The 23,132-nt window shown below is 33.0% G+C and carries 22 protein-coding genes and 2 tRNA genes; 8 read left to right on the top strand and 16 right to left on the bottom strand.

The features are described 5' to 3' along the window. The first annotated feature begins 18 nt into the window (after window positions 1-18). Window positions 19-3,462, top strand: a complete 3,444-nt coding sequence (locus tag GSY47_RS25440; RefSeq protein WP_179006500.1) for a T9SS-dependent choice-of-anchor J family protein — start codon at window positions 19-21, stop codon at window positions 3,460-3,462. Window positions 3,463-3,519: 57 nt separating this feature from the next. On the opposite strand, the gene GSY47_RS25435 is transcribed toward GSY47_RS25440, so the two are convergent. Genes GSY47_RS25435 through GSY47_RS25415 form a run of 5 tightly spaced genes read right to left on the bottom strand, consistent with a single transcriptional unit; the run spans window position 3,520 to window position 7,607 of the window. Beyond that, the gene (locus GSY47_RS25435; protein WP_179006498.1) at window positions 3,520-4,038 is read right to left on the bottom strand and encodes a MepB family protein; all 519 of its coding nucleotides are present in this window, start codon (window positions 4,036-4,038) and stop codon (window positions 3,520-3,522) included. 44 nt (window positions 4,039-4,082) lie between these two features. Next, complete coding sequence (locus tag GSY47_RS25430) at window positions 4,083-5,738, bottom strand: hypothetical protein (RefSeq protein ID WP_219071620.1); 1,656 nt, start codon at window positions 5,736-5,738, stop codon at window positions 4,083-4,085. Beyond that, window positions 5,735-6,286: an RNA polymerase sigma factor gene (locus GSY47_RS25425; RefSeq protein ID WP_091497409.1), complete on the bottom strand. Its 552-nt coding sequence runs from the start codon at window positions 6,284-6,286 to the stop codon at window positions 5,735-5,737. Before GSY47_RS25425 ends, GSY47_RS25430 begins: the two co-directional genes overlap by 4 nt. Window positions 6,287-6,337: 51 nt before the next feature. Then, on the bottom strand, window positions 6,338-6,721 hold the full coding sequence (locus tag GSY47_RS25420) for a hypothetical protein (protein WP_179006494.1): 384 nt from the start codon (window positions 6,719-6,721) through the stop codon (window positions 6,338-6,340). 7 nt (window positions 6,722-6,728) lie between these two features. After that, entirely contained in the window at window positions 6,729-7,607 is an 879-nt protein-coding gene (locus GSY47_RS25415) for a protease complex subunit PrcB family protein (RefSeq protein WP_179006492.1), read from the bottom strand. 195 nt (window positions 7,608-7,802) lie between these two features. On the opposite strand from GSY47_RS25415, the gene rmuC reads away from it, so the two are divergent. From rmuC to GSY47_RS25395, 4 genes are all read left to right on the top strand, one after another. Next, window positions 7,803-9,176: a DNA recombination protein RmuC gene (rmuC, locus tag GSY47_RS25410; protein ID WP_179006490.1), complete on the top strand. Its 1,374-nt coding sequence runs from the start codon at window positions 7,803-7,805 to the stop codon at window positions 9,174-9,176. 370 nt (window positions 9,177-9,546) lie between these two features. After that, window positions 9,547-10,095, top strand: a complete 549-nt coding sequence (locus GSY47_RS25405; protein WP_179006488.1) for an acyl-CoA thioesterase — start codon at window positions 9,547-9,549, stop codon at window positions 10,093-10,095. Window positions 10,096-10,135: 40 nt separating this feature from the next. Beyond that, entirely contained in the window at window positions 10,136-10,537 is a 402-nt protein-coding gene (locus tag GSY47_RS25400) for a VOC family protein (protein WP_179006486.1), read from the top strand. A 233-nt stretch (window positions 10,538-10,770) separates the two neighbouring features. After that, entirely contained in the window at window positions 10,771-11,343 is a 573-nt protein-coding gene (locus tag GSY47_RS25395; protein ID WP_179006484.1) for a YceI family protein, read from the top strand. A gap of 4 nt (window positions 11,344-11,347) precedes the next feature. Here GSY47_RS25395 and GSY47_RS25390 read toward each other — a convergent pair whose 3' ends face one another. Continuing rightward, the gene (locus GSY47_RS25390; protein ID WP_179006482.1) at window positions 11,348-12,259 is read right to left on the bottom strand and encodes a TIGR01777 family oxidoreductase; all 912 of its coding nucleotides are present in this window, start codon (window positions 12,257-12,259) and stop codon (window positions 11,348-11,350) included. Between the two features lie 98 nt (window positions 12,260-12,357). Here GSY47_RS25390 and GSY47_RS25385 point away from each other — a divergent pair, with 98 nt between their 5' ends. Beyond that, window positions 12,358-13,017, top strand: coding sequence for a TetR family transcriptional regulator C-terminal domain-containing protein (locus GSY47_RS25385; protein ID WP_179006480.1), 660 nt, complete (start codon window positions 12,358-12,360; stop codon window positions 13,015-13,017). Further along, window positions 13,017-14,321 (top strand): ABC1 kinase family protein, encoded by a 1,305-nt coding sequence (locus GSY47_RS25380; protein ID WP_179006478.1) that lies wholly within the window; start codon window positions 13,017-13,019, stop codon window positions 14,319-14,321. Before GSY47_RS25385 ends, GSY47_RS25380 begins: the two co-directional genes overlap by 1 nt. 243 nt (window positions 14,322-14,564) lie before the next feature. Here GSY47_RS25380 and GSY47_RS25375 read toward each other — a convergent pair whose 3' ends face one another. From GSY47_RS25375 to GSY47_RS25345, 7 genes are all read right to left on the bottom strand, one after another. Further along, window positions 14,565-15,860 (bottom strand): cryptochrome/photolyase family protein, encoded by a 1,296-nt coding sequence (locus tag GSY47_RS25375; RefSeq protein WP_179006476.1) that lies wholly within the window; start codon window positions 15,858-15,860, stop codon window positions 14,565-14,567. 193 nt (window positions 15,861-16,053) lie between these two features. Then, on the bottom strand, window positions 16,054-16,563 hold the full coding sequence (locus tag GSY47_RS25370; RefSeq protein WP_179006474.1) for an SRPBCC family protein: 510 nt from the start codon (window positions 16,561-16,563) through the stop codon (window positions 16,054-16,056). A gap of 31 nt (window positions 16,564-16,594) precedes the next feature. Beyond that, window positions 16,595-17,035: a sterol desaturase family protein gene (locus tag GSY47_RS25365; RefSeq protein ID WP_179006472.1), complete on the bottom strand. Its 441-nt coding sequence runs from the start codon at window positions 17,033-17,035 to the stop codon at window positions 16,595-16,597. Window positions 17,036-17,282: 247 nt separating this feature from the next. Further along, window positions 17,283-18,122, bottom strand: a complete 840-nt coding sequence (locus GSY47_RS25360) for a phytoene/squalene synthase family protein (RefSeq protein ID WP_179006459.1) — start codon at window positions 18,120-18,122, stop codon at window positions 17,283-17,285. A gap of 4 nt (window positions 18,123-18,126) precedes the next feature. Further along, window positions 18,127-19,593 carry a phytoene desaturase family protein gene (locus GSY47_RS25355; RefSeq protein WP_179006457.1) on the bottom strand — a complete coding sequence of 489 codons (1,467 nt, stop codon included), beginning with the start codon at window positions 19,591-19,593 and terminating at the stop codon, window positions 18,127-18,129. A 39-nt stretch (window positions 19,594-19,632) separates the two neighbouring features. Then, window positions 19,633-20,532 carry a MerR family transcriptional regulator gene (locus tag GSY47_RS25350; protein ID WP_219071619.1) on the bottom strand — a complete coding sequence of 300 codons (900 nt, stop codon included), beginning with the start codon at window positions 20,530-20,532 and terminating at the stop codon, window positions 19,633-19,635. Between the two features lie 206 nt (window positions 20,533-20,738). Then, window positions 20,739-21,242: a tetratricopeptide repeat protein gene (locus tag GSY47_RS25345; RefSeq protein ID WP_246611390.1), complete on the bottom strand. Its 504-nt coding sequence runs from the start codon at window positions 21,240-21,242 to the stop codon at window positions 20,739-20,741. Between the two features lie 171 nt (window positions 21,243-21,413). Between GSY47_RS25345 and GSY47_RS25340 the strand changes: the two genes are divergently transcribed. Then, window positions 21,414-22,103 carry a hypothetical protein gene (locus tag GSY47_RS25340; protein WP_179006445.1) on the top strand — a complete coding sequence of 230 codons (690 nt, stop codon included), beginning with the start codon at window positions 21,414-21,416 and terminating at the stop codon, window positions 22,101-22,103. A 102-nt stretch (window positions 22,104-22,205) separates the two neighbouring features. Here GSY47_RS25340 and GSY47_RS25335 read toward each other — a convergent pair whose 3' ends face one another. The 3 genes from GSY47_RS25335 to GSY47_RS25325 all read right to left on the bottom strand — a co-directional run bounded on the left by GSY47_RS25335 (window position 22,206) and on the right by GSY47_RS25325 (window position 23,031). Further along, window positions 22,206-22,601: a DUF5367 domain-containing protein gene (locus GSY47_RS25335; RefSeq protein ID WP_179006443.1), complete on the bottom strand. Its 396-nt coding sequence runs from the start codon at window positions 22,599-22,601 to the stop codon at window positions 22,206-22,208. Between the two features lie 146 nt (window positions 22,602-22,747). Then, a tRNA-Lys gene (locus tag GSY47_RS25330) sits at window positions 22,748-22,820 on the bottom strand. 128 nt (window positions 22,821-22,948) lie between these two features. Continuing rightward, window positions 22,949-23,031, bottom strand: a tRNA-Leu gene (locus tag GSY47_RS25325). Window positions 23,032-23,132: the final 101 nt, after the last annotated feature.

Below are 23,132 nucleotides of genomic sequence, written 5' to 3'. Positions count from 1 at the left end.
AACTCTATTATTTAACGTATGAAAAAACTTTACTTATCACGCCTTTTTTTGGCTTTACTATGTTTTTTTGGCTGTGTTTCTGGAAATCTTTTTGCACAGACGATGCCAGAGCCGCAGACTTTACCCTATAGACAAGAATTTACTAATTTAGCGGCAGATTATCCAGCTGGGATACAAGGCTGGAATGCAAGCACGCCTTCAAGCTCAGCTATAACTACACCTTCATCTTTTACTACTACAGTTTTATCAGATAAAACCATGTCTGCTGGCGGTTCAGCTACTTCTGCATCAGGGAATATTTATAATTTTAATGAGAGAATTGGTTTTTTAAATGCTGGGAATTTTCTTGATCAATGTATAGCTCTGGCTTTAAAAACTACTGGTAATACTGACATAGAGGTGCAATATGATGTAATGGTAATTCGTAATCCATATGGTACTGGTACAAATACTCGTATTAATGAAATGGCTTTACAATATCGAGTGGGTGTAACAGGAAACTTTATAACATTGGATGGAACTTATTTTCAAAATAATACAACTACACGAACAAGTGAAAGCGCCACATTACAAAGTGAGCATATAACGGTAATGCTTCCTGCAGCATGTAACAATCAAGAAATAGTTCAGATAAGATGGATTACGAGACAAGTTTCAGGAGGAGGATCTCGTCCATCATTTGCAATTGATGATATTGATGTTAGAGAAAGTAATGATCAAAATCCGCCAGTAAATGTTTCTGGTTATCCAAAAACAGATAATATCTTGGCGCAAGGTTTTGATTTCATCAATAAAATAAATGAAATTGGAAAAACCTATTTTGTATTACTTCCAAATGGAAGTGCTGCACCAACGGCAGTACAAGTAAAAGCGGGTCAAGATTCAAACGGAGCTTCAGCTTTACAGTCAGGAGTTTTAGATATTACAAATGCATCTCAGGAATATGTAAAAACTTTTTCAAACTTAAGTTTAGGGACAACGTATTCTGTTTTTTCTGTTTCAGAAGATCAGGTTGGGAATATTCAAACAGTAGTAAATAAGGTTGATGCTACAACATTAAGTGTTATTCCTCCTGCTATATCTACAACAGTTGATGAATTAAATTTAGGTGGTTTTGAACCAAATTATGAATCTGTAATTAGAAGTTACCAAATAGGCGCTTCTAATCTTACTGGGAATGTTGTGGTTACTGCTCAATCTGATTTTTTAATTTCAAAAGATAAGGTTGCATTCTCCTCCTCTTTAACATTCATTCCTGCTGATTTTGCTTCTAATGCAACGCCAACAGTTTATGTAAAATATACTCCAGCTGCAATTGGCAGTTTTACGGGCTCAATCACTCATGAAACTACTGGAGGTGCAACAAAAACAGTTACTATAACAGCTTATGGAATAAATCCTTTCGTACAAAACTTTGATGATCCAAATGTACTTTTAAAGAATGTATGGACGCAATACAATGAGGCTGGACCAACTAACAAATGGTCTCACACTACTCAAGCAAGAAATATAAATTCAGGAACGGGTGCAGTTCTTATGAATGGTTTTTCTGATTCTGGAGCGAGTAAAGACTGGCTGATTTCACCAAAATTACGTTTAGATAGTTTTACACAAATTCCGTTATTATCTTTTTATTCTCGTCAATATTATGATGGTCCCTCTTTAAAATTAATGGTTTCTACAGATTATGATGGTGTAAGTGCCCCTAATACAGCAACATGGACGGAGCTTGATGGACGTTTTCCAAAAATTAAAGAAACCTATATAAAGTCTGAATACATAAATTTAACTGCTTATAAAACAAGCCCTATTTATTTAGCTTGGGTTTACGAAACAGCTTCTGGTGGAAGTGGTAATGCGGCAGAATGGTCTTTTGATGATTTTGCTATTACCAATGAAACGAAATATGTAGACTCAAATCCAATTTTAGATTTTGCAGATGTAAGTCCAAATTCGTTCTCAGCAAGCCAGTCTTTTGTTTTTACAGCAGCAGGTTATGATGATATTACGATTCAGGCTCCAGCTTCGTATCAACTATCATTAGATAATGTTTCATTTGCTTCAAACGTAGTAGTTTTTTCTGCAGATGCCAAGGTAGGAAAAACAATTTACGCAAGATTTGCGCCAACAACAAAAGAACCAATAATTTCTGGTGTTTTAACCATTACTGGAACTTCGTTAAATAAACAAATAGGGGCATTTACAGCTTCTTCTTGGCTTAAAGCTGATACTTTTGATGTAGTGACTTATAATGTGTCGTTTTTTGGGACAGATGTAGTGGGAAGTAATGGACAAGAATTTGGTCCAGTAAATGATCCATTACAAATTGAGAATGTAGCCAAAGTGATGAATAAATTGAATGCAGATGTTTATGCTCTTCAAGAAGTTTCAGATGATCCTTCAATTGATGTTTTAATTCAAAAAATAAATGTGAACGGAAAAACTTTTGATAAAGTAATTTGTTCTTCATGGTCTTATTCATGGAGACTTCCTGATCCAAAGTTTCCGCCTCAGAAATTAGTTGTGCTTTATAATACGCAAACAACTTCTGTAAAAAGCACAAAAGTATTGTTTAAAGAAATTTATGATCAAGTTCTAGACAATACTTTAGTTTTGCCTAATTATCCTGGTACTGATACTCCTGAAGTGAATGATAACAGTTTTTTCTCATCTGGACGTTTGCCTTATGTAGTGGAATTAGAAACTAATATTGGAGGATTTAAAAAAGACATTACTTTGATCGATCTTCATGCGCGTGCCAATAGCGGTACAAGTATAAAAGAATATAACCAACGTAAATATGATGTTGAATATTTAAAAGATGCTTTAGATTCTCAATATGCAGACTCAAATTTAATTCTGTTAGGAGATCTAAATGATGATGTAAAAGCGTGGGTAGGAAATGCAAGTACACCTTCGTCATATGAAAAATATGTGGAGGATACTACAAATTATAATCCATTGACATTAGGCATTAGCCACTTAGGAGCTGTTACTTATTTAAATTTTACTCCACCTAGTTTCTTAGATCATATCATTGTTTCTAATGAATTGTCAGATCAATATATCACTAATTCGATTCAAGTTTATGATCCAAGAAATGACATTGCAAACTATACAAGCACAACTTCAGATCATGCACCTGTAATTGCTCGTTTCGAATTGAAACAAGATGTGCTTTCTACTCCAGATTTTGGAAAAAACAAATATTATGTAAAAGCGTATCCAAATCCAGCAACTGATCTTGTAAGCTTTGATGTAAAAACGACACAAGGAAGAGACTTAAAAATTAGATTGTATGATTTTAACGGACGAGCAATTGGAACTCCAATAAGTGTTAAAAATGAATCAGAAATCAGTACAGCAGTAGTTTCGGTTAATAATCTAGCGTCGGGAGTTTATTTCTATACTGTTTCAGAGAATAATAAGGTTATTTTTAAAGATAAGATTATCAAGAAATAAATAATTTCAATGTAAAAGAAAGGCTTCTAGATTTTGGAAGCCTTTTTTATTAAAAATCTATGCGAAGATTTTTTTCAATTGATTGAAATCAATTTCATTTGAATTAGTAAGCATTATAAAATAATCTAATTGCCATTTTTGAGTTTTTTGAGCTTGTTTGCTCGTAGTTTCATCCCATGGCGGATAAACTCTTGTCGCTCGTATTCCTTCTTTATTTGAAGTTGAAAAAATGCTTTTCTCTAAGAGTACATTTTTTGGAAATATAAAATGTCCCCAGTTTAAATCTTTTCGAACACTCACAATTACAAAATCAATTGGGTCCGAATGATCAAAAGGTTCAATTATTCCTGATTGATTTCTTTTCCATAAAGTAACAAATTGTCCTGTTTTAGTTGGAGTAATTTTAGCTTCTCTATAACAGATTTTACTGTTGTTTACTTGAAAACGATAAGCACTGTATTCGTCACTTTCATCTTCTTTTTGAAGATTAGTCAGTTCCAAATGTGCTTTGTCAAAAACAACTTCTTTAGCTAATTTTAAATCAGTTGGAATAGAGGGAGAAATAATATCATTCATAAAAGCAAGCATTAATTTTTCTAGAAAATTACGCTAAACTAAATTTAGAATGAAACATTTAAACCAAAATTTAATCCCCATTGAAATTGATTGAAAGACTGACTGTTTAACGGATTGATATAATAATTCATAGCCGGCTCTACAAATACATTGGTCTTTTTGTAAACACGATATTGAACTGTACTACTTAGAGTTGAACCATAAACATAATCATTTGCACTTACGTTTTGACCAATCGAATGTCCGTCCAAAGCAACATTGTTCGAAATTAATTTCCCTACAAAACCTCCTGTATTTAAGTTAATGCTGGCTTTATTTCTGTTGAAAACAGAATAAGAAACTTCAAGAGGCATTTCGATATATCGTAAATTCTGATCTAATTTTCCAGTTTGTACGCTGTTATCATTTTTTAATGCTTCTTTTGTACTGTTAGAAACAAAAAGATAATCTGCATTATTGCTTACTACAGGTGAGGATGCTACATTTGATGCAGCTACGCCAGGAATAAAAAGTGCATTGCTTTTTGCACTTACATAAGAGACATGTGCAACACTTTGTCCCAATTCATTAATTTTTAGCCCAGAACCTACAGCCCATTTTTTATTGATACTGTATTTTGTTCTAACGCCATAAGAATTGGATTGTTTAGAATCTACTGTATTACCAAGTGTTTTTTCGTTTTTAGTATTTTCAGAACTAGCCACACCAGCAAAAACAGCGACAGCCCATTTTTCTTTTTTGTCGATTAGTTTATCTTTTTTCTCTTTTTCTTCCTTTTTAGCTTCAGGAGTCAAAATGCCTTTTTCCAGATTTTGAAGTTCTGCCAGCTGCATTGAATCTACTTTGCTTAAAGCATTGTTGTTAAATTTAGTATTATTCTCTTTTGGATTGGTTTTATATGCCAGTTCTGTAGAGGTATTTTCAGCAGGTGTTTTTACCGAATTTTGTTTAAATGCTGAATTGTTTGAAGCATTGTTTTGTTTTGAAAAAGCGATATTGTTATTGTTTTTTACACCAGATAAGTCTTCAAAGATTGAATTGGAAAGCTGTTTTTTAGCATTAGCATTAAATTTGTTTTCTTTTCCAAAAACAATTCGTTCTTCTGAAATTCCTTTGATATTGGTTTGTTTACTATTCCCTAAAATAGATTTTTTAGAAGAGGCAGTTTTAGATTTATCCTCAGAAGTATTGTAATTCTGAATCGCAAGTGATTGATTTGGTGTGTTTGCACTATTTGGCATCTGCATCTTAGATTCTGAACCAGTTTTGCTGGTTTTGTTTTTAGAATTGCTAACTGCAACAGCCGTTTCTTGTTCTTGAATTCCCTTTGTATCAGAACTATTTAATTGTTTTTCAGATGGTGAAACATTTTTTAGAGCGTCTTTTGTTTCATTCGTATTTTCATTTTTTCCAGTATTATTGTTTTTAGAAGCATCCTTTGCTTTTTCTTCCAAAACTACACTGTTTGTATCAGATCCGTTTGTATTAAAGTTTTTATTATCAAGAGAAGTAAAATGTAAAATTGAAGGCAGAAGCAGCCCTAATAATAAGCATGCAGCAGCCGACCACCAAAGAATAGCTCTCTTCTTCTTTTTAGGTTTATCTAATTTTTCCTCAATTTGTGCCCACAATTCTGGAGGCGGAACACTCGAAAAGTCTTCCATTGATGAAAAAATATCTTCTATTTTATGCTTCTTCATGCTGTCTTAAAATTTTTTATGCTCAAAATTCGCTTTTGTAAAATGTGTTTGGCGCGATTTAAATTTGATTTTGATGTTCCTTCGGAGATTTTTAATAGTTCGGCTATTTCTTTGTGTTTCATTTTTTCAAAAACATACAAGTTAAAAACGGTCCTGTATTGATCTGGTAAATCCCGAATATACTCTAGAAGCTTTTCCTGTTCCATCGGAATCACTTCCAATTCCTCTTCTTCAATAAAATCGGTGTCGGGATCAAAAACATCTAAAAAGAAACTCTCCTTTTTCTTTTTATTTAAAGTCTCTATGAGTTTATTGATGAATATTCGTTTGAGCCATCCTTCAAAACTTCCTTCAAATTTATATTGGCTTATTTTCTGAAATACAATCACAAAAGCTTCCTGAAAAACATCTTTAGCATCATCTTCATTTTTCATATACTTCAAACAGATACCATACAAAACAGGAGAGAACAACTGATAAATTTTCAGTTGTCCCTCTCTGTCATTTTTTATGCACAGTTTGATGTATTTTTCTAAATTGTCTTTCAAGAAATGGTTCAAATTTGATTTTGCAAAAATAGTTTTAAATAGCTTACAAAACTATCTTTTAAATATAGTTCTAGAACCATCTTGATTGTTACTTACAATCGTTAGGTTTTGATTATCAAGTTTTTCTATCACATAAGTCTTGCCTTCAAAGGTTACCAAGTCGTGTTCTGCCTGATCTACATAACCTATTCCTTTTTCTATCTGATAAGCGCTGTTTCTAATTTCAACATTGTTCTTATAAGTAATAACTCTTCCATTAGAAGTAAAGATTACTTTTTTAGTAAAACCAATCGTTTTTGGCGTCGCCAAATAAGGATTGCTAGACCCTCCAACAGATTTTTCCCAAGTCCAAGTGTTTATAATTGAGCTTGAATCTGCTGTGTTAAAACTGGCAAAAAGAAAAAAGACAGTAAAAGATATAAAAAGATGTTTCATAATCGAATTATTTTAAACTTGTGATTTTATCTTGAATAACTTTCTTGAAAGTTTTTATTGCAGCACTTTGATCGTCAGTGTCGTTGTTATCAATGTAAATTTTAGTAACAGCAGCACCTTGGCGTAATTCAAAATAAATACCACCTTGATCTGCAGCATCTGGAGAACCATACGTTTTAGTTTGACCTTTTAAAGTTAGAATTTCATTAGGAACTTCTTTTAAAAGTAAAGAGTATTCTCCTTTTTTAATTGTTGGAGTGTATTTGTATTGGTTGAATTCATATTGTCCAGCAACAACATTTAAGAATTTTAAAGTGCTGTAATCATTAATTTGATAGAATTTTTGACAATCTGCCCCAGTACATTGATTGTAAAAACTTCCAATAACAATGTTATCAGGGTTTTCGTCTGTCTTATTGAATATAAAGCCTTTTGCAGTTTTTGGTACTAGTACAAAATCCATTGGATTGGTTGGAGTCTGGCTTACAGTTTCACCAGCTGCTGGAGACTTCTCATAATAATTAACGATAATCTGGCAGTTATTTTCTACAATCGAAGTAATTTTAATTGCATAACCAGTAGTTGTTTTGGTGCCTGCAAAAATTCCAACTAAATATTGTTTTGTAAAATCAATATTAGGATCGCTTGCAACAGGACAACTGCCAGCAGTTTTTGTAAACAAGGCATTCATTTTCTCTTCAGAAGATACAACAGTTACAGATGCAATTGACGGCGGGCTTTTTACCGTGTAATTGCATGAAAATGGAAATCCAGTAAATTCTACATTAGCATAGGTACCGCAATCCATATAAGAACTATCTCCATTGTTAAGTGAGCAGGCACTAAATCCAAAAGCTACAAACAAGCTCAGCATTAATTTTTTCATAATTTATTTTAATAGGTTTATATTTTGTAGATAGTGCTTTTAAAAAAAGGTTGCGTGAGGATGTAATTTTTTTTATTTTTTTATTCTAACTAAAATGTTGGTTTAGTTTGGATTGATTATGAATTCGTGAAATTTCTATTTTTAAAACTAAGTACTACGTATTATTGCGTACTTTTACGTAAAATAAACTTAGTTATGTTTGATTATCTACCATTTTTATTGGGTTTTGTTGTAGCGCTATTTATTGGTTTGTACTTAGGAAAGGTACTTTCGAACTCAAAAAATCAGTCAGAAAAAGGCATTTTTGAAGAAAGATTAAATGCTTTGAATGCGCAATTGCAGATGCAGAAAGACCAATTTGAAAATGAAAAAAATAATTTTCAGAGACAATTACAATTGCATATTTCAGAAAAGGAAAGCATTCGAACAGAAAAAGACAGTTTAGCGATTCAGCTTTCTAAAAAAGAAGTTGATTTTGAAAATTTATGGGAACGCCATAAAGAACAAAAAAGCGAAATCAACGAACTTCAGGAAAAATTCACCAAGGAATTTGAAAATTTGGCTAATAAAATCTTAGAAGAAAAATCGGCGAAGTTTACAGAGCAGAATAGTGAGAATATGAAAAGTATTCTGTTGCCACTTCAGGATAAAATCCATATTTTCGAACAAAAAGTAGATCAGACGCACAAAGAAAGCATTGATTATCATGCCGCGCTGCGTCAGCAGATTTTAGGCTTAAGCGAAATGAACGCGCAAATGAGCAAAGAAACCTTAAACCTAACCAAAGCATTAAAAGGTGATAATAAAATGCAGGGAAATTGGGGCGAATTGGTTTTAGAACGCGTTCTGGAAAAATCAGGTTTAGAGAAAGGAAGAGAATACGAAGTACAACAGAGTTTTACGAATAGCGAAGGAAATCGTGTTTTACCAGATGTTGTCATTAATCTGCCGGATGGAAAGAAAATGATTGTCGATTCGAAAGTTTCGCTTGCTGCTTACGAAAAATGGATTAACGAAGAGTCGGAACTTTTAAAAATTGAATTTTTAAAAGAACATGTCAATTCGATAAGAAGACATGTGGAACAGCTTGGCAGTAAAAATTACCACGATTTGTATCAAATGGAAAGTCCGGATTTTGTATTGCTTTTCATTCCGATGGAACCTGCTTTTGCGATTGCTTTAAACGAAGATCCAGCTTTATACACAAAAGCTTTCGACCGAAATATTGTTATTGTAACGCCAAGTACATTGCTGGCAACTTTAAGAACAATCGACAGCATGTGGACGAACCAAAAACAGCAGGAAAATGCTTTTGAAATTGCAAGACAGGCAGGAGCTTTATACGATAAATTCGAAGGTTTTGTTTCGGATTTAGTCCGAATTGGAAATAAAATTAAAGACACCAAAACAGAATACGAAAGTGCTATGAATAAATTGGTAGAGGGAAAAGGAAACCTAATTACAAGTGTCGAAAGACTCAAAAAAATGGGAGCGAAGGCCAAGAAATCACTTCCAGAGAACATTATTTCAAGAGCTTTAAATTCAGATGAAAATGAATTATTAAATTAAAAATATTTAAACACATAGAGACATAGATTTACTTTGTCTTTAAGAGAATAAAGAAAGAAACTAGTTTCTAACACATAGTTTGCTATGTGGATTTATGCAAGTGAAATGCCTTTTTTTAGATTCCAATAAGCTATGTTTCTATGTGTTTAAAAAACTAAACATCGAAAAAAAAATTGAAGTAAGAAAAATATTTTAAACACATAGAGACATAGATTTACTTTGTCTTTAAGAGAATAAAGAAAGAAACTAGTTTCTAACACATAGTTTGCTATGTGAATTTATGCAAGTGAAACGCCCTATTGTAGATTCCAATAAGCTATGTTTCTATGTGTTTTTAAAAAAAACTAACCATTCCAAAAAACAAAAAAGCATGACTACAGATTTTAGACCCGTTTCCTCATCAAAAGTTAGTATATCAGAATTAATGCTTCCTTCGCATACCAATTTCAGCGGTAAAATTCACGGAGGATATATTTTACAATTGTTAGATCAGATTGCATTTGCTTCGGCATCAAAATTCAGCGGTAATTATTGCGTAACAGCTTCTGTTGATACGGTAAACTTTCTAAAACCGATTGAAGTCGGAGAATTAGTTACTATGAAAGCTTCTGTAAATTATGTGGGAAGAAGTTCGATGATTGTTGGAATACGAGTTGAAGCAGAAAATATTCAGACAGGCGTAATCAAACATTGTAATTCCTCTTATTTTACAATGGTTGCCAAAGATAAAGAAGGAAAAAGCGTTCAGGTTCCAGGATTAATTTTATCCAATCTGGAAGAAGTGCGCCGTTTTAGAAAAGCCATCAAACATATCGAAGTTCGTAAAGAAGTAGAAGAACACGAAAAACTGACTAATATCAATTCGATTGAAGATTTGGCAAGTTTAGAAAAGTATAATGTTCTTTTAGAAATCAGTTAAATTTCTTATATTTAATTCAAACACATTAAATAAAGAAATCATGATAAAGTTTGGATATACAATATTGTACGTTGAAGATGTAGAAGCATCAGTAACATTTTACGAGAATGCATTTGGGTTTCACAGAAAATTTATAAGCCCGGAACATGATTATGGTGAATTAATTACAGGAACAACCACACTTGCATTCGCATCAAAAAGTCTGGCATCGCAAAATTTCGCAGATGGTTTTATAGAAAGTAGTTTGGAAGACAAACCTTTTGCTATAGAAATTGGATTTATTGTAGAGAATGTTCCTGAAGTTCTACAAAAAGCTACTTCTTTTGGAGCCGTAATTATTTCAGAACCAGTAGAAAAACCATGGGGACAAGTCGTTGCTTACGTAAGAGATTTGAATGGTTTTTTGATTGAAATTTGTACAGAAGTTGAAAATGTAGTTTAAATACATTTTACATCGACTAAAGGTACTTTAGGTTAAAAATATTCACAAATATTTAGCATTAACAGAGAACTTTTCAAGCATAAATTTCGTAACTTTAAGTGTAATCATTAGGGTTACGAAATTTATTCACGGAGTACTGCCGTTCGATTTTTCCAGATTAGTCGGAATCTAATTTTTTACCTTCTGTTAACCAAGACAAATTGAATGACATAATTGTTTAAATGCAGACGATTATGAAAACAACTACCTTATTATTTTTACTTTTAACTGCTTTTTCTGTACTCGCTCAGGACAGATTTTTTACCAATACCGGAACCGTAAATTTTGAAGCTTCCGTTCCTTTATTCGAAGAGATAAAAGCAGTAAACAGACAGGTTATAATTCTTTTGGAGCCTAAAACCAGTACATTTATTTGTACGGTTATGATCAAAAACTTTCGTTTTAAATTAGATTTAATGCAGGAGCATTTCAACGAAAATTATTTAGAAAGTGACCGTTATCCAAAAGCGGTTTTTAAAGGTAAAATCGAAAAATTCGATTTAAAAGATATTAATGAAATCGAAAAGAAATACGAGATCAAAGGAAAATTAAATATGAAAGGCAAGTCAAAAGAAATTGTCGTAAATGCTTTGATCAAAAGAGTTCCCGAAGGAATTCAGGTAATTTCAGATTTTCCGATAACGGTTTCAGATTTCAATATTAATATTCCAAGTAAAATAGCGTCGAAAATTTCCCAAACGGCCAATACAGAATTGACGGGAATAGTTCATAGCAAGGAGGAAGGAATGTACGCTACTTTAAAATAAGAAATTATCTCAGGCAGTTTATCAGAGTTTTTTCTAAATCGGTAAACTGAAATTCGAAACCTGTTTTCTGGATTTTTTCAGAAGAAACTCGTTGTCCTGTTAACACAGCTTCACTCATTTCGCCTAAGACTATTTTTAAAAAGAAAGGAGGAATTTTGGGTAACCAAATACTGTAGTCAAACAATTTGGCGAATGTCTTAGAAAATCTTGAGTTTGTAGTGTTGTCAGTAATGCAGGCATTATATGGACCTTCTAATCTAGTATTTTCGATAGCTTTTAAATAAATAGTACATAAATCGTCAATATGAATCCAGGGAAGATATTGTTTTCCAGTGCCTAAAACGGCACCAAAACCCGATTTAAAACTCGGAGTTAGTTTTTTTAAAAAACCTTCGTTTTTGCCAAAAACAATTCCGGTTCTTATTTTAACAGTTCTAATCTCTAAAGCGCCAATTTTATCCACGGCGCTTTCCCATTTTTGGCAGGTTGTGCCTAAAAAATCATCTGCCGGAGGCGTATTCTCGGTACATATTTTATGACTGGTAACAGCGCCATAAATCCCAACTGCAGAAGCTGAGACAAAAGCCTCCAGTTTTTTATTGTTTTTTTCTAATACCGAAAGAATTAAATCAATAGGTTTTACACGGCTTTCCAAAATGACTTTTTTCCTTTTATCCGTCCATCTTTTTTCTACAATTCCTTCGCCGGCAAGATGAATAATATAATCGGCATTTAAAACCGCATTTTCGTCAATGTAGTTTTTATTTAAATCCCATTTATAATACGTTATGGCAGGAGAATTTTCTTTTGCAGAACGACTCAAAACAGACACAGTAAAACCAGCTTCAAGAAGAACATCTGTTAAATGTTTTCCAATGAAACCGCTTCCGCCTGTTAGTAGAACATTTTGAGACATAATAGTTTATAATATATTTAACAGTCTAACTTGTTTAAGGATTAGTAAAGGTACTTAAACAATGTTTACCTTTATGGCAAATTCTAAATTTTAATAAAATGGCGACTAAAAAAAAGGTGATTACCAAAGATGACATCGTTTCAATATACATGGAAGAAGTTTTAGAAAAAGGACAAAAGCCAAAATCGGTTTATCATTTTGCCAAAGAAAATGATTTTACAGAAGCTGAGTTTTATTCCTTTTTTGGAACACTTGAAGGTTTAGAAAAAGAAATATTCCGACTGTTTTTTGAAAACACAGTTGGTTTGCTTCACAAGAACGAAGAATATCAGCAATATGATATGAAAAATAAAATGCTGAGTTTTTATTTTACTTTCTTTGAAGTTTTAACGGCAAACAGAAGTTATGTGTTGCAGACGCTTAAAATAGACCGAAATCCGCTTAAAAATTTAGTGCAGCTAACTACACTTCGCGAAAGCTTTAAAGATTATGTTTCTGAAATCCTTACCGATGATTACAGACTGGAACAGGAAAAATTCCAGAAGTTTCAGGAAAAAGCCATTCAGGAATCGGCCTGGTTACAATTGATGATGACGATTAAATTCTGGATGGAAGACGAATCGGCTGGATTTGAGAAAACAGATATTTTTATCGAAAAATCGGTTAATGCTTCATTTGAATTGATGAATGTAGCGCCAATGAATCATTTAATAGATTTTGGAAAATTTCTATTTAAAGAAAAAATACACAGCAGATAATGAAAACAATCGATTATATTCCAACTTCAAAAATAGAAAGAGCCGGAAAACTGGTTCAAACCGGAGCAAAAATTGGAGTAAACTACATTAAGCATTATGCTGAAAAAGTAGTTAATCCAGATTTGACCCGAGATAAACTAAACGAAAATAACGCCGAAGATATTTACGACGGACTAAAAAGCTTAAAGGGAAGTGCTCTTAAAGTGGCGCAGATGTTAAGCATGGACAAGAACTTCCTGCCTCAGGCTTATGTAGAGAAATTTTCATTATCGCAATTTTCTGTTCCACCTTTGTCAGCGCCTTTGGTTTTAAAAACGTTCAAAAATAATTTTGGTAAGACACCTTATGAAATCTTTGATGAGTTCAATCCAAATTCGGTAAATGCAGCGAGTATTGGTCAGGTACATTTGGCTAAGAAAAATGATAAAAAACTAGCGGTTAAAATTCAATATCCGGGTGTTGCCAATAGTATTTCTTCGGATTTGGCTTTGGTAAAACCAATTGCAATTCGAATGTTTAATCTGCAGGGAAAAGATTCGGATAAATATTTTAAAGAGGTTGAAGATAAATTGATTGAAGAAACCAATTATTTGCTGGAATTAAAACAAAGTCAGGAAGTAGTTGATGCCTGTAGTAAAATTGAAAATATCACTTTCCCGAATTACTATCCAGAGTTTTCATCAGAGAAAATCATTACAATGGATTGGATGACAGGAATTCATCTTTCTGAATTCACAGCCAAAAATACAGATCAGGAAGTGGGCGATAAAATAGGGCAGGCACTTTGGGATTTTTATATGTACCAAATTCATGTTTTGCGAAAAGTTCACGCTGATCCGCATCCGGGAAATTTCTTGGTTGACGATCAAAATCAATTAATAGCTTTGGATTTTGGCTGTATGAAACAAATTCCAGAAGAGTTCTACACACCATACTTTGAATTAATCAACAAAAATGTAATTACAGACCAAACGTTGTTTAACAAAAAGTTATTCGAGTTAGAAATTCTTCGTCCAGACGATACACCTGCTGAGGTAGAATATTTTACTGATATGTTTCATGATTTGTTATCGCTTTTTACAAGGCCTTTCCAAAACGAAACTTTCGATTTTGCCGATGAAACTTTTTTCAACGCAATAGCCGAATTAGGAAAACGTTTCTCTGAAGACACCAATCTGAAAAAAATGAATGGAAATCGTGGTTCTAAACATTTTATCTACATGAACCGCACTTTCTTTGGACTTTATAATTTAATGTTCGATTTGAAAGCGAAAATTGTAGTGGAGAATTATTTGAAATACTAGAAGTGTAAAATTCCAATTCTTTAAATTCCAAATTCCAATCATATACTGTACAACTTTGTCAAAGTTCAAAACTTTGACAAAGTTTTTTTTTACCCAGTTTGTCAATCTCGACGAAGGAGAGATCACACACGTAGCTCTACAAAGATTAACGACATACTGCACGGAATTTCTTGTGTGATACTTCCTCCGTCAGGATAACGAGATTGCGCATAATTGGAATTTGGAATTTAAAGAATTGGAATTTTACTTAATTATCCCCGCCTTATAAGTGGCAATTGCGCGATCTCTCGCAAAAGCGTGATCAACCATAGGTTCAGCGTAACCAAAATCAAACTCAGGAATCCATTTGCGGATATATTCGCCTTTTTCGTCAAATTTCTTTTGTTGGATTTCGGGATTAAAAACTCTGAAATAGGGTGCGGCGTCGCAACCCGTTCCCGCTGCCCATTGCCAGTTTCCTACATTTGATGCTAGTTCGAAGTCTAGAAGTTTTTCAGCAAAATAAGCTTCACCCCATTGCCAGTTAATTAATAAATGTTTGCAGAGAAAACTAGCCACAACCATACGAACACGATTGTGCATATAGCCTGTTTCGTTAAGCTGACGCATTCCGGCATCAATCATTGGGTAACCTGTATTTCCTTCGCACCAGCGTTTAAAATCGTCTTCGTTATTTCGCCATTGAATTCCGTCGTAAGCCGACTTGAAATTATGATTAACGCAATTCGGAAAACTAAAAAGAATCTGAATAAAGAATTCTCTCCAAATCAATTCACTTAAAAAAGTCTGATTTTTTTTATTGGCCCAATTTACCAGTTTACGAATGCTTACAGTTCCAAAACGTAAATGTGGCGAAAGATAAGATGTGCTGTCTAAAGCCGGAAAATCACGAGTTTCTTTATAATTGGCAATTTGAGTTAAGTTGTGAGGAAGTACTTTTATTGCACTTCTTTCAAAGCCAATTTCAGCTAAATCAGGAAATTTAAATTGATTTTTTGCGAAATTAGAATGCAATGAAACTGAATCATATTCTGGAGCTGAACCTGAAAAATGATACTTTTCAAGCCATTTATTTTTGTATGGAGTATAAACGGTATATGGAAGTCCATCAGCTTTTGTGATTTCTTTTTCTTCGAAGATGACGTGATCTTTAAAAGAGAAAGATTCGATATTGTTTTCTTTTAAAAGAGAAGAAATGGCAATGTCACGTTTGATGGCAAACGGTTCGTAATCTTTATTGAAGAATACATTTTGAATATCAAATTCTTCTAAAAGCGATTTCCAGACTACTGTAGTTTTTCCTTTTTTGATTAAAATGGACGATCCGAAAGTGTTTAATTTGGTATTTATTTTTTGAAGGGAATCATAAATAAAACTAACTCTCGCATCATTTTTTGGTAAATTATCCAGAATATCATCATCAAAAATAAATAATGGAATTACGGGAAAATCAGATTGTAAAGCGTGAAATAATCCGGTATTGTCTTCTAAACGTAAATCACGTCTAAACCAGAAAAAGGAAACTTTTTGTTTTGTCATTGTGTATGTTTTCGCTCAGCGAATGGTTGTTTTTTAAACACATAGAAACATAGGTTTTATTTTTTCTTGTAAAAGAATATTGAAAGAAACTAGTTTCTAACACATAGTCCCAATAGCTATCGGGATGTTTTATGCAATTGAAACACCTTTTTCTACGCAATGAAAACTATGTTTCTATGTGTTTAAAATAAATTTATATACTCTTTTGCTCTGCGTTAATTTGAATAATCTTGGGTTGTGATTTGGAATTGAATAATTCTTCGATTTTGTTGTATCTGAAATCAAAAATGGTTTTCAGTTTATTTCTAACAATTAATTTATTCATTAAACGTCCCAAAATTCCAAGAGGAAGAGCATAATGAACAATATCTGTCATTTTGGTTCCGCCATCTGAAGTTCGTTCAAAAAAGTGTTTGTGATGCCATAATTTATAAGGACCAAAACGCTGCACGTCGATAAAGTATTCGTTTTCTTTACAAGCCGTAATTTCGGTAACCCAGGAAATTTTGATTCCTAAAAGTGGTCTTAATGTGTAAGTTATTATTTGTCCGTGATACATTCGCTTGTCGTCAAAATCCTTAATGGTGAAATTCATATTGTCAAGCGTGATTGTTTGCAGGTTTTTTGGACTGGAGAAAAAATCCCAGCAGTCTTCAACGCTGGCATTTACATATTGAACGGTTGCTATTTTGTATAATTTCATAAATCAGTTGTTGTAAATGTTACTTATTCAGTTACATTTTATAATACTTAAACGGCACAAACAACATTCCGAAACATTCTCCTTTTTCTTTTCCAAGGTGTTTGTGGTGTATTTTATGCGCTTTTCTCAGTCCGATGAGGTATTTGTTTTTGGTGTTTTTAAACCATTTAAAACGCTGATGAATCAAGACATCATGAATTAAAAAATAACAGACACCGTAAAGCGTAATACCGCAGGCAATGAAAAACAAATAATTGAATCCGCCCTGAACACCAAAATAAAACAGGAGAATACTCGGAATGGCAAAAATGACAAAGAAAATGTCGTTACGTTCAAAAGTATCCTCGTATTTCGGCTGATGGTGATCGGCATGAAAATACCACATAAAACCGTGCATTACGTATTTGTGCGTAAGCCAGGTAACACATTCCATAAACAGAAAAACGCCTATAAAGATTAAAAAAGAAATCATTTTATAAATGTTGTAAATTAAAATTATGATTTTATTTCTTTTGAGTTTTGCCTTAGATGATAAAAGATTAACTCTAAAAGATTTTTATTTATTAGTTTTTAAACACATAGAAACATAGATTTTATTTTTCTTGCAAGGAGAATATTGAAAGAAACTAGTTTCTAACACATAGCTATGTGTATTTATGAAAGTGAAACGCCTTTTCTAAGGCATGAAAACTATGTTTCTATGTGTTTTTAAAAAAAAACTATACAAGCTTCAGCTTATAAGTCACAAAAGATTGCGCTAAAAGTCCCGCTTTGGTATAATTAGAAACCCGAATTCTCGAATTTCCAATTTCATGTGATGGCGTGTTTTTTAGTTTTTTGAGCAGTTTTTTATAATAAACATAAGCCGTATAAACACCAAATTTGGCTTCGATTGGCAATTTTACAATTCCCTGATAAGCATTGCGAAAATCTTCTTCAATCTCTTTGATGATTTGTTCTTTCGAATCTTCATTGAAATTGTTGAGGTTGATTCCCGGAAAATAAGCGCGGTTTAAAATCGTGCTGTCGTCTTTTAAATCTCTCAAAAAATTGACTTTCTGAAATGCTGATCCCAAACGCATGGCTTCTTCTTTTAACTGTTCGTATTTGTGTTCTTTCCCCGAAACAAAAACTTTCAAACACATTAAGCCCACAACATCGGCAGAACCGTAAATATAATCGGCATATTCTGTTTGGGTGTTGTATGTTGATTTAATCAGGTCGAGTTTCATGCTTTTTAGAAACGCCTGAACGAGATCATCAGTGATATTGTATTCTTTGACAGTATGCTGAAAAGAGTTTAAAATAGGATTCAGGCTGATTCCTAATTCCATTGCTTTGTAATACTCTTTTTCGAAATCGTCTATCAAATATTCTTTTTCATAATCGTGAAAAGAATCTACAATTTCGTCAGCAAAACGAACAAATCCGTAAATACTATAAATAGCATCGCGAATACTTGGTGACAGCATTTTTACTGCAATCGAGAAAGAGGAGCTGTAGCTTTTGGTAACCAGCTTACTGCATTTGAAAGAAACGGCGTCGAATAGTGATTTCATTTTTTTACGATCTTAAAGATTTTTGAATTAATTCAGCGGCTAGTTTTCCAGAAATTAACGCAGGCGGAACACCTGGGCCGGGAACAGTTAATTGTCCTGTAAAATATAAGTTACGAACTTTTTTGCTTTTTAGTTTCGGTCGCAGAAAAGCTGTTTGTAATAAAGTATTAGCCATTCCGTAAGCATTTCCTTTATAAGCGTTATAGTCGGCTACAAAATCATTTTTACAGAACGATTCCTTAAAGATAATGTTATTTCTAATTTCTTGTTGCGTAAGTTGTTCAAAACGAGTGATTATCTTTTCGAAATATTCTTCTCTTAGTGCTTCATTATCTTCAATTCCAGGTGCAAGCGGAATTAAGAAAAAACCAGTTTCCATTCCTTCTGGCGCGCAAGTCAAATCTGTTTTGGATGGAAAATTGGCATAGAACAATGGTTCAGCAGGCCATTTTGGATAGTCATAAATATCAATGGCGTGCTGATTAAAATCGGTATCAAAAAACAAAGCGTGATGCGAAATGTTTTCGATTTTTTTATTGAAGCCAATAAAAAATAGGAGCGAAGAAGGCGCAAAGATTCTGCTTTCCCAATATTCATCGGAATAAGCACGATGTTCTTTTTCTAATAAAGTTTCCGTATGCTGATAATCGGCGCCGCTTAAAATAATATCGGCTTTTAGTATTTCTTCATTAATTACAATTGCGGTTGCGGTTTTATCTTCAACGATTATTTTTTCAATTGGAGAATTGGTTTTAATGATTACGCCTAGTTCTAAAGCTAATTTTTCGATGCCGCGAATAACATCAAACATTCCCGTTTTTGGATGCCAGGTTCCGAGACCGAAATCGGCATAATTCATAAAATTGTAAAACGAAGGTGTTTTGGTTGGTTTTGCTCCGAGAAATAAAACCGGAAATTCTAGAATTTGAATCAGTTTTTTGTTTTTGAATTTCTTGCGAATATCAGTACTGACATTTCCTAAAAACTGATTGAGTTTTAGAGCGGTTTCTTTTGTAACCAATTCCAATGGAGAAACTCCCGGACGGTAAACCAAATCTTTTATGGCAATATCATAATTGCTTTTGGATTGATTGATAAAGGTTTCTAGTTTTTGACCGCTTCCTTTTTCAATTTTCTCAAATGTGTTTTTAATTGCTGCCAGATTATCATAAATGCTGATAAAATCATTTACGCCGAAATAAACACGATAAGCTGGATTGAGTTTTACTAGTTCGTAATAATCGGAAGGTTTCTTGTCAAAATCCCGAAAGAAACGTTCAAAAACATCAGGCATCCAATACCAGCTTGGTCCCATATCAAAAGTGAAACCGTCTTTTTTGAATTGACGGGCACGTCCTCCAATCGTTGGATTTTTTTCATAAATAGTGACGCTGTTTCCTTGATGGGCAAGATAACAAGCGGCGGCTAGGGAGGAAAAGCCAGATCCTATTATTTTGATTGTTTTTCTCATTTGTTTAACAAATATAGAAAAACTTTAAACAAAATAAAACTAGATCATGTTAATAGTTTCTTCCATCGAATCAAAAATGCGGATTCTTTCTGATAAGCCATTTTGATCAATATGTTCTACCATTTTACCCATAAGCCAGATTTCGTTGTTTTTCTGCAACAATTTCTGTCCCATCGATTTTACGTACTGATTGATTACGCTTCGATCCGGCTGAACGGTCATGAAAGAAATAAACGTAATATTCTCAAAATGTCTCGTTAAATCCTGAAGGTTTTCAATCGGCATACTTTCGCCTAAATAAATGGTTTTGTAACCTCTGTCAAGAATTTCGTATTGCAGATACAATAATCCGATTTGGTGAATTTCATTTAGCGGAAGCGATAAAACAAAAATTCTATCGGTTTTGGTTGGTTTTCTGATTTGAAGACTTTCGGTGTAAATCAATATTTTCTGCTTGATCAAATGACTCATAAAATGTTCATTTGCAGGTGTGATGGTTTCAGATTGCCACAACAACCCAAGCTCTTTTAAAAGCGGTAAAAAATGTTCTTTAAAAACTTCTTTGAAAGTCTTTTCAGAAATAAGCCAGTCAAATGTGTTAAAGAATAATTCCTGATCGAAATTCATCATCGCCATTTTGAATGAAGTGATGGCGTAGTTTTGTGAATTTTTCTTAGAAATGATTTCGCGTACCAATTGGGGTATCTTTTCTTCCGGATATGTTGCTATTTTAGAAATCTTATAACCATATTCGTGTAATAACGTGATGTTTAAAAGTTTCTGTAGGTTATACAGATTATAAAATCTTATGTTGGTATCCGTTCGCATTGGTTCAAGGATATTGTATCTCTTTTCCCAGATGCGTATGGTGTGCGCTTTAATTCCAGATAAGTTCTCAAGATCTTTTATGCTGAAAACAGTTTTTATATTGTTTATCATTTTTCGCGATTAGGTCGACAAATGTAAAACAAAATCTAATAAACAACCTTAAAACCACATTAAAAAGATAGAGAATTAGAGGTTTATGTATTTAAAATATATTTTTTACCTAAAATCAGGTATTTTTTTCTTAAGAAAATTATTACTTTGGCAATAAAATGAAAACAGCCTTCACGATTTTATCTGAAGGCTGTTTTTAAAGTTGATTATTTACAGTAATTCGCTTTGTTTTTTATGGCGCTCTGACTTCCTAATTCAATTGCTTTAGTAAAATCTTTGCAGGCATTTCTTTTATCGCCATTTTCATTATACGCCAAACCTCTTAAATTGTAAGCGATATAATCTTTCGGATTTAAACCCAAAGAAGATGTACAATCATCGATGGCGTTTTTGTAATTTTTTAGTTTGTAATACACATTGGCTCTGCCAGTAAAAGCATCGGCATTCATGTTGTCCAATTCGATGGTTTTGCTAAAATCGGCTTCAGCACCTTTTAAATCGTTTAGTTTGTATTTTGCAACACCGCGATTTTGGTATGCTTCGACAAATTTAGAATTCATGCTGATAGCTTTAGTGTAATCGACGATAGCGCCTTTGTTGTTTCCAGCCTCAGCTTTTTTCATGGCTTTGTCAAAATAGCCAGTGGCAGATTGTGCCCATACAGAGCACGTCATCATCAGAAGAGATGATAATAATAGTAGGTTTTTCATAAGACTAATTTGGGATTAGTGATTCATTATTTTCTAAACGAATTTAGGAAAGTTTTTATTTTGTCAGATAATTTCTTTTTTAAATTATCATTAGAAAAATTAAACATTTGATGGAAAGAGAATGTGTTAGGCGGAGTATATTATTTATACATTCGTAATAAAATTATTAAAATGGGATATTGGTGCAGTCTGCATTTATTTGACGATAAGAAATTTTATAGTAAAGTGGTTCCAGAATTAAAAGGAGAAATTGGAGATTTGACCGAAGCTTGTCGGGAATTTTTGAAATATTATCTTGTTGGAGGTATTTCTCGTTTCTCTGAGGGGGAAATCAATAGTCTTATTGAAGAGAATATTAGAAAAATTGTTTTCATTTCAAATTCTCTTGATGAGTCCTTTAAAATTCATCATGAATTTCACAAGATTAATAATTATGATGCTCAGATTAGTTTTATAGGAAAGCTCGATGGTCATTATGAGTTTTGCAAATTCCTGGAATATTATATTTTTAAGACTTGTGCCGACTATAATCCGCATTTAGGGCTGGGTAAGGGTGGAGTATTCCGAAATTTTAATATTCCTATGAAAACTCTTTCTTGTGACATCATTGGAGAGCTTGATAATTGGAATGATTTTTTGTCTCAAGACAGAATGGGAATTGCAAATTGGATTACATATGAAGACGTAGAACTTCTTTTTTACGACAAAGAAAATTTGCATTTTGAAGATAATGAACGGGCAGACACTTTTCTTGAATTACTGGATGTTGCATACAAGAACAAGCTTGGTTTTATTGTGGGAATTGATATGAGAGAAACGCAGTTAGAATTGTTGTATGAAAATAAATTGTTAAAAATCTGATTTTTAGTCACTATGCCGTTTCTGTTTTTAAAGTAAAGATTTTAAAAGAAAATGAATTATAGCGTCTTTTGGGCAGTGGTAAAAAAGAAGTTTTATTTTGATCTATTTTTTATTTTTTCTAAAAAGCCCAAAAAGTAAAACAACAGAATATGCAAACATTAGCCATGAAGCGAAAGTTTTGCTGTAGCTTTCAGGCATATTGAGAAATAACTTTTCAAAAAACTGTATGCATAATGTGTCCAGCAACATTCCTGGTAAAACCATGGCGACTGCCGCTTTTATACTTTCAGGATTGTTTAGGTTAAATTTGTTAAAGACTGAGGTTGAGATGAAGCCTAATGCTGGGATGAGAATGATATACAATACAAGCATTATTAAGGGATTGTCAACTATAAAAAAATAGTGACCTGCAATTCTGAATAATATAGTGGCTGTAAACCACACTAAAAAACCAACAATAAAACTAATCAGAAGGTAATTATCTTTATATGTCTTCATTGGGAATCAATAAATTGGTTATTGTCTTGAATTACAGATGGTTTGTTTGTGATTTCTGCAGTTCTAGTTTTAAGCTTTAGTTTTTTGATTACAAACTTACAAAATACAAGGTATAAAAAAAGCAACTTTTAAAAGTTGCTTTTTTGTGACCCGACTGGGGCTCGAACCCAGGACCCCATCATTAAAAGTGATGTGCTCTACCGACTGAGCTATCGAGTCTTTTGTTTTCTTCAATGAGGGTGCAAAGATAAGCACTTTATTTAGTTTTTCAAGTGTTTTTTGAAATGATTTTTAGAATAATTTCTAATGACTTATTTTACAATAAAATAGACTCTTTCTTTTTTTAGTGACCACGGTGGGATTTGAACCCACACGCCCTTACGAGCACCACCCCCTCAAGATGGCGAGTCTACCGTTTCTCCACGTGGCCTAAAATGAAAAAAGGTCGAGTAAAATAAATTACCCGACCTTTGTGACCCGACTGGGGCTCGAACCCAGGACCCCATCATTAAAAGTGATGTGCTCTACCGA

The sequence above is a fragment of the Flavobacterium quisquiliarum genome, assembly GCF_019308285.1.
Lineage (GTDB): Bacteria > Bacteroidota > Bacteroidia > Flavobacteriales > Flavobacteriaceae > Flavobacterium > Flavobacterium quisquiliarum.
This window is presented reverse-complemented; position numbering and strand designations above follow the sequence as displayed.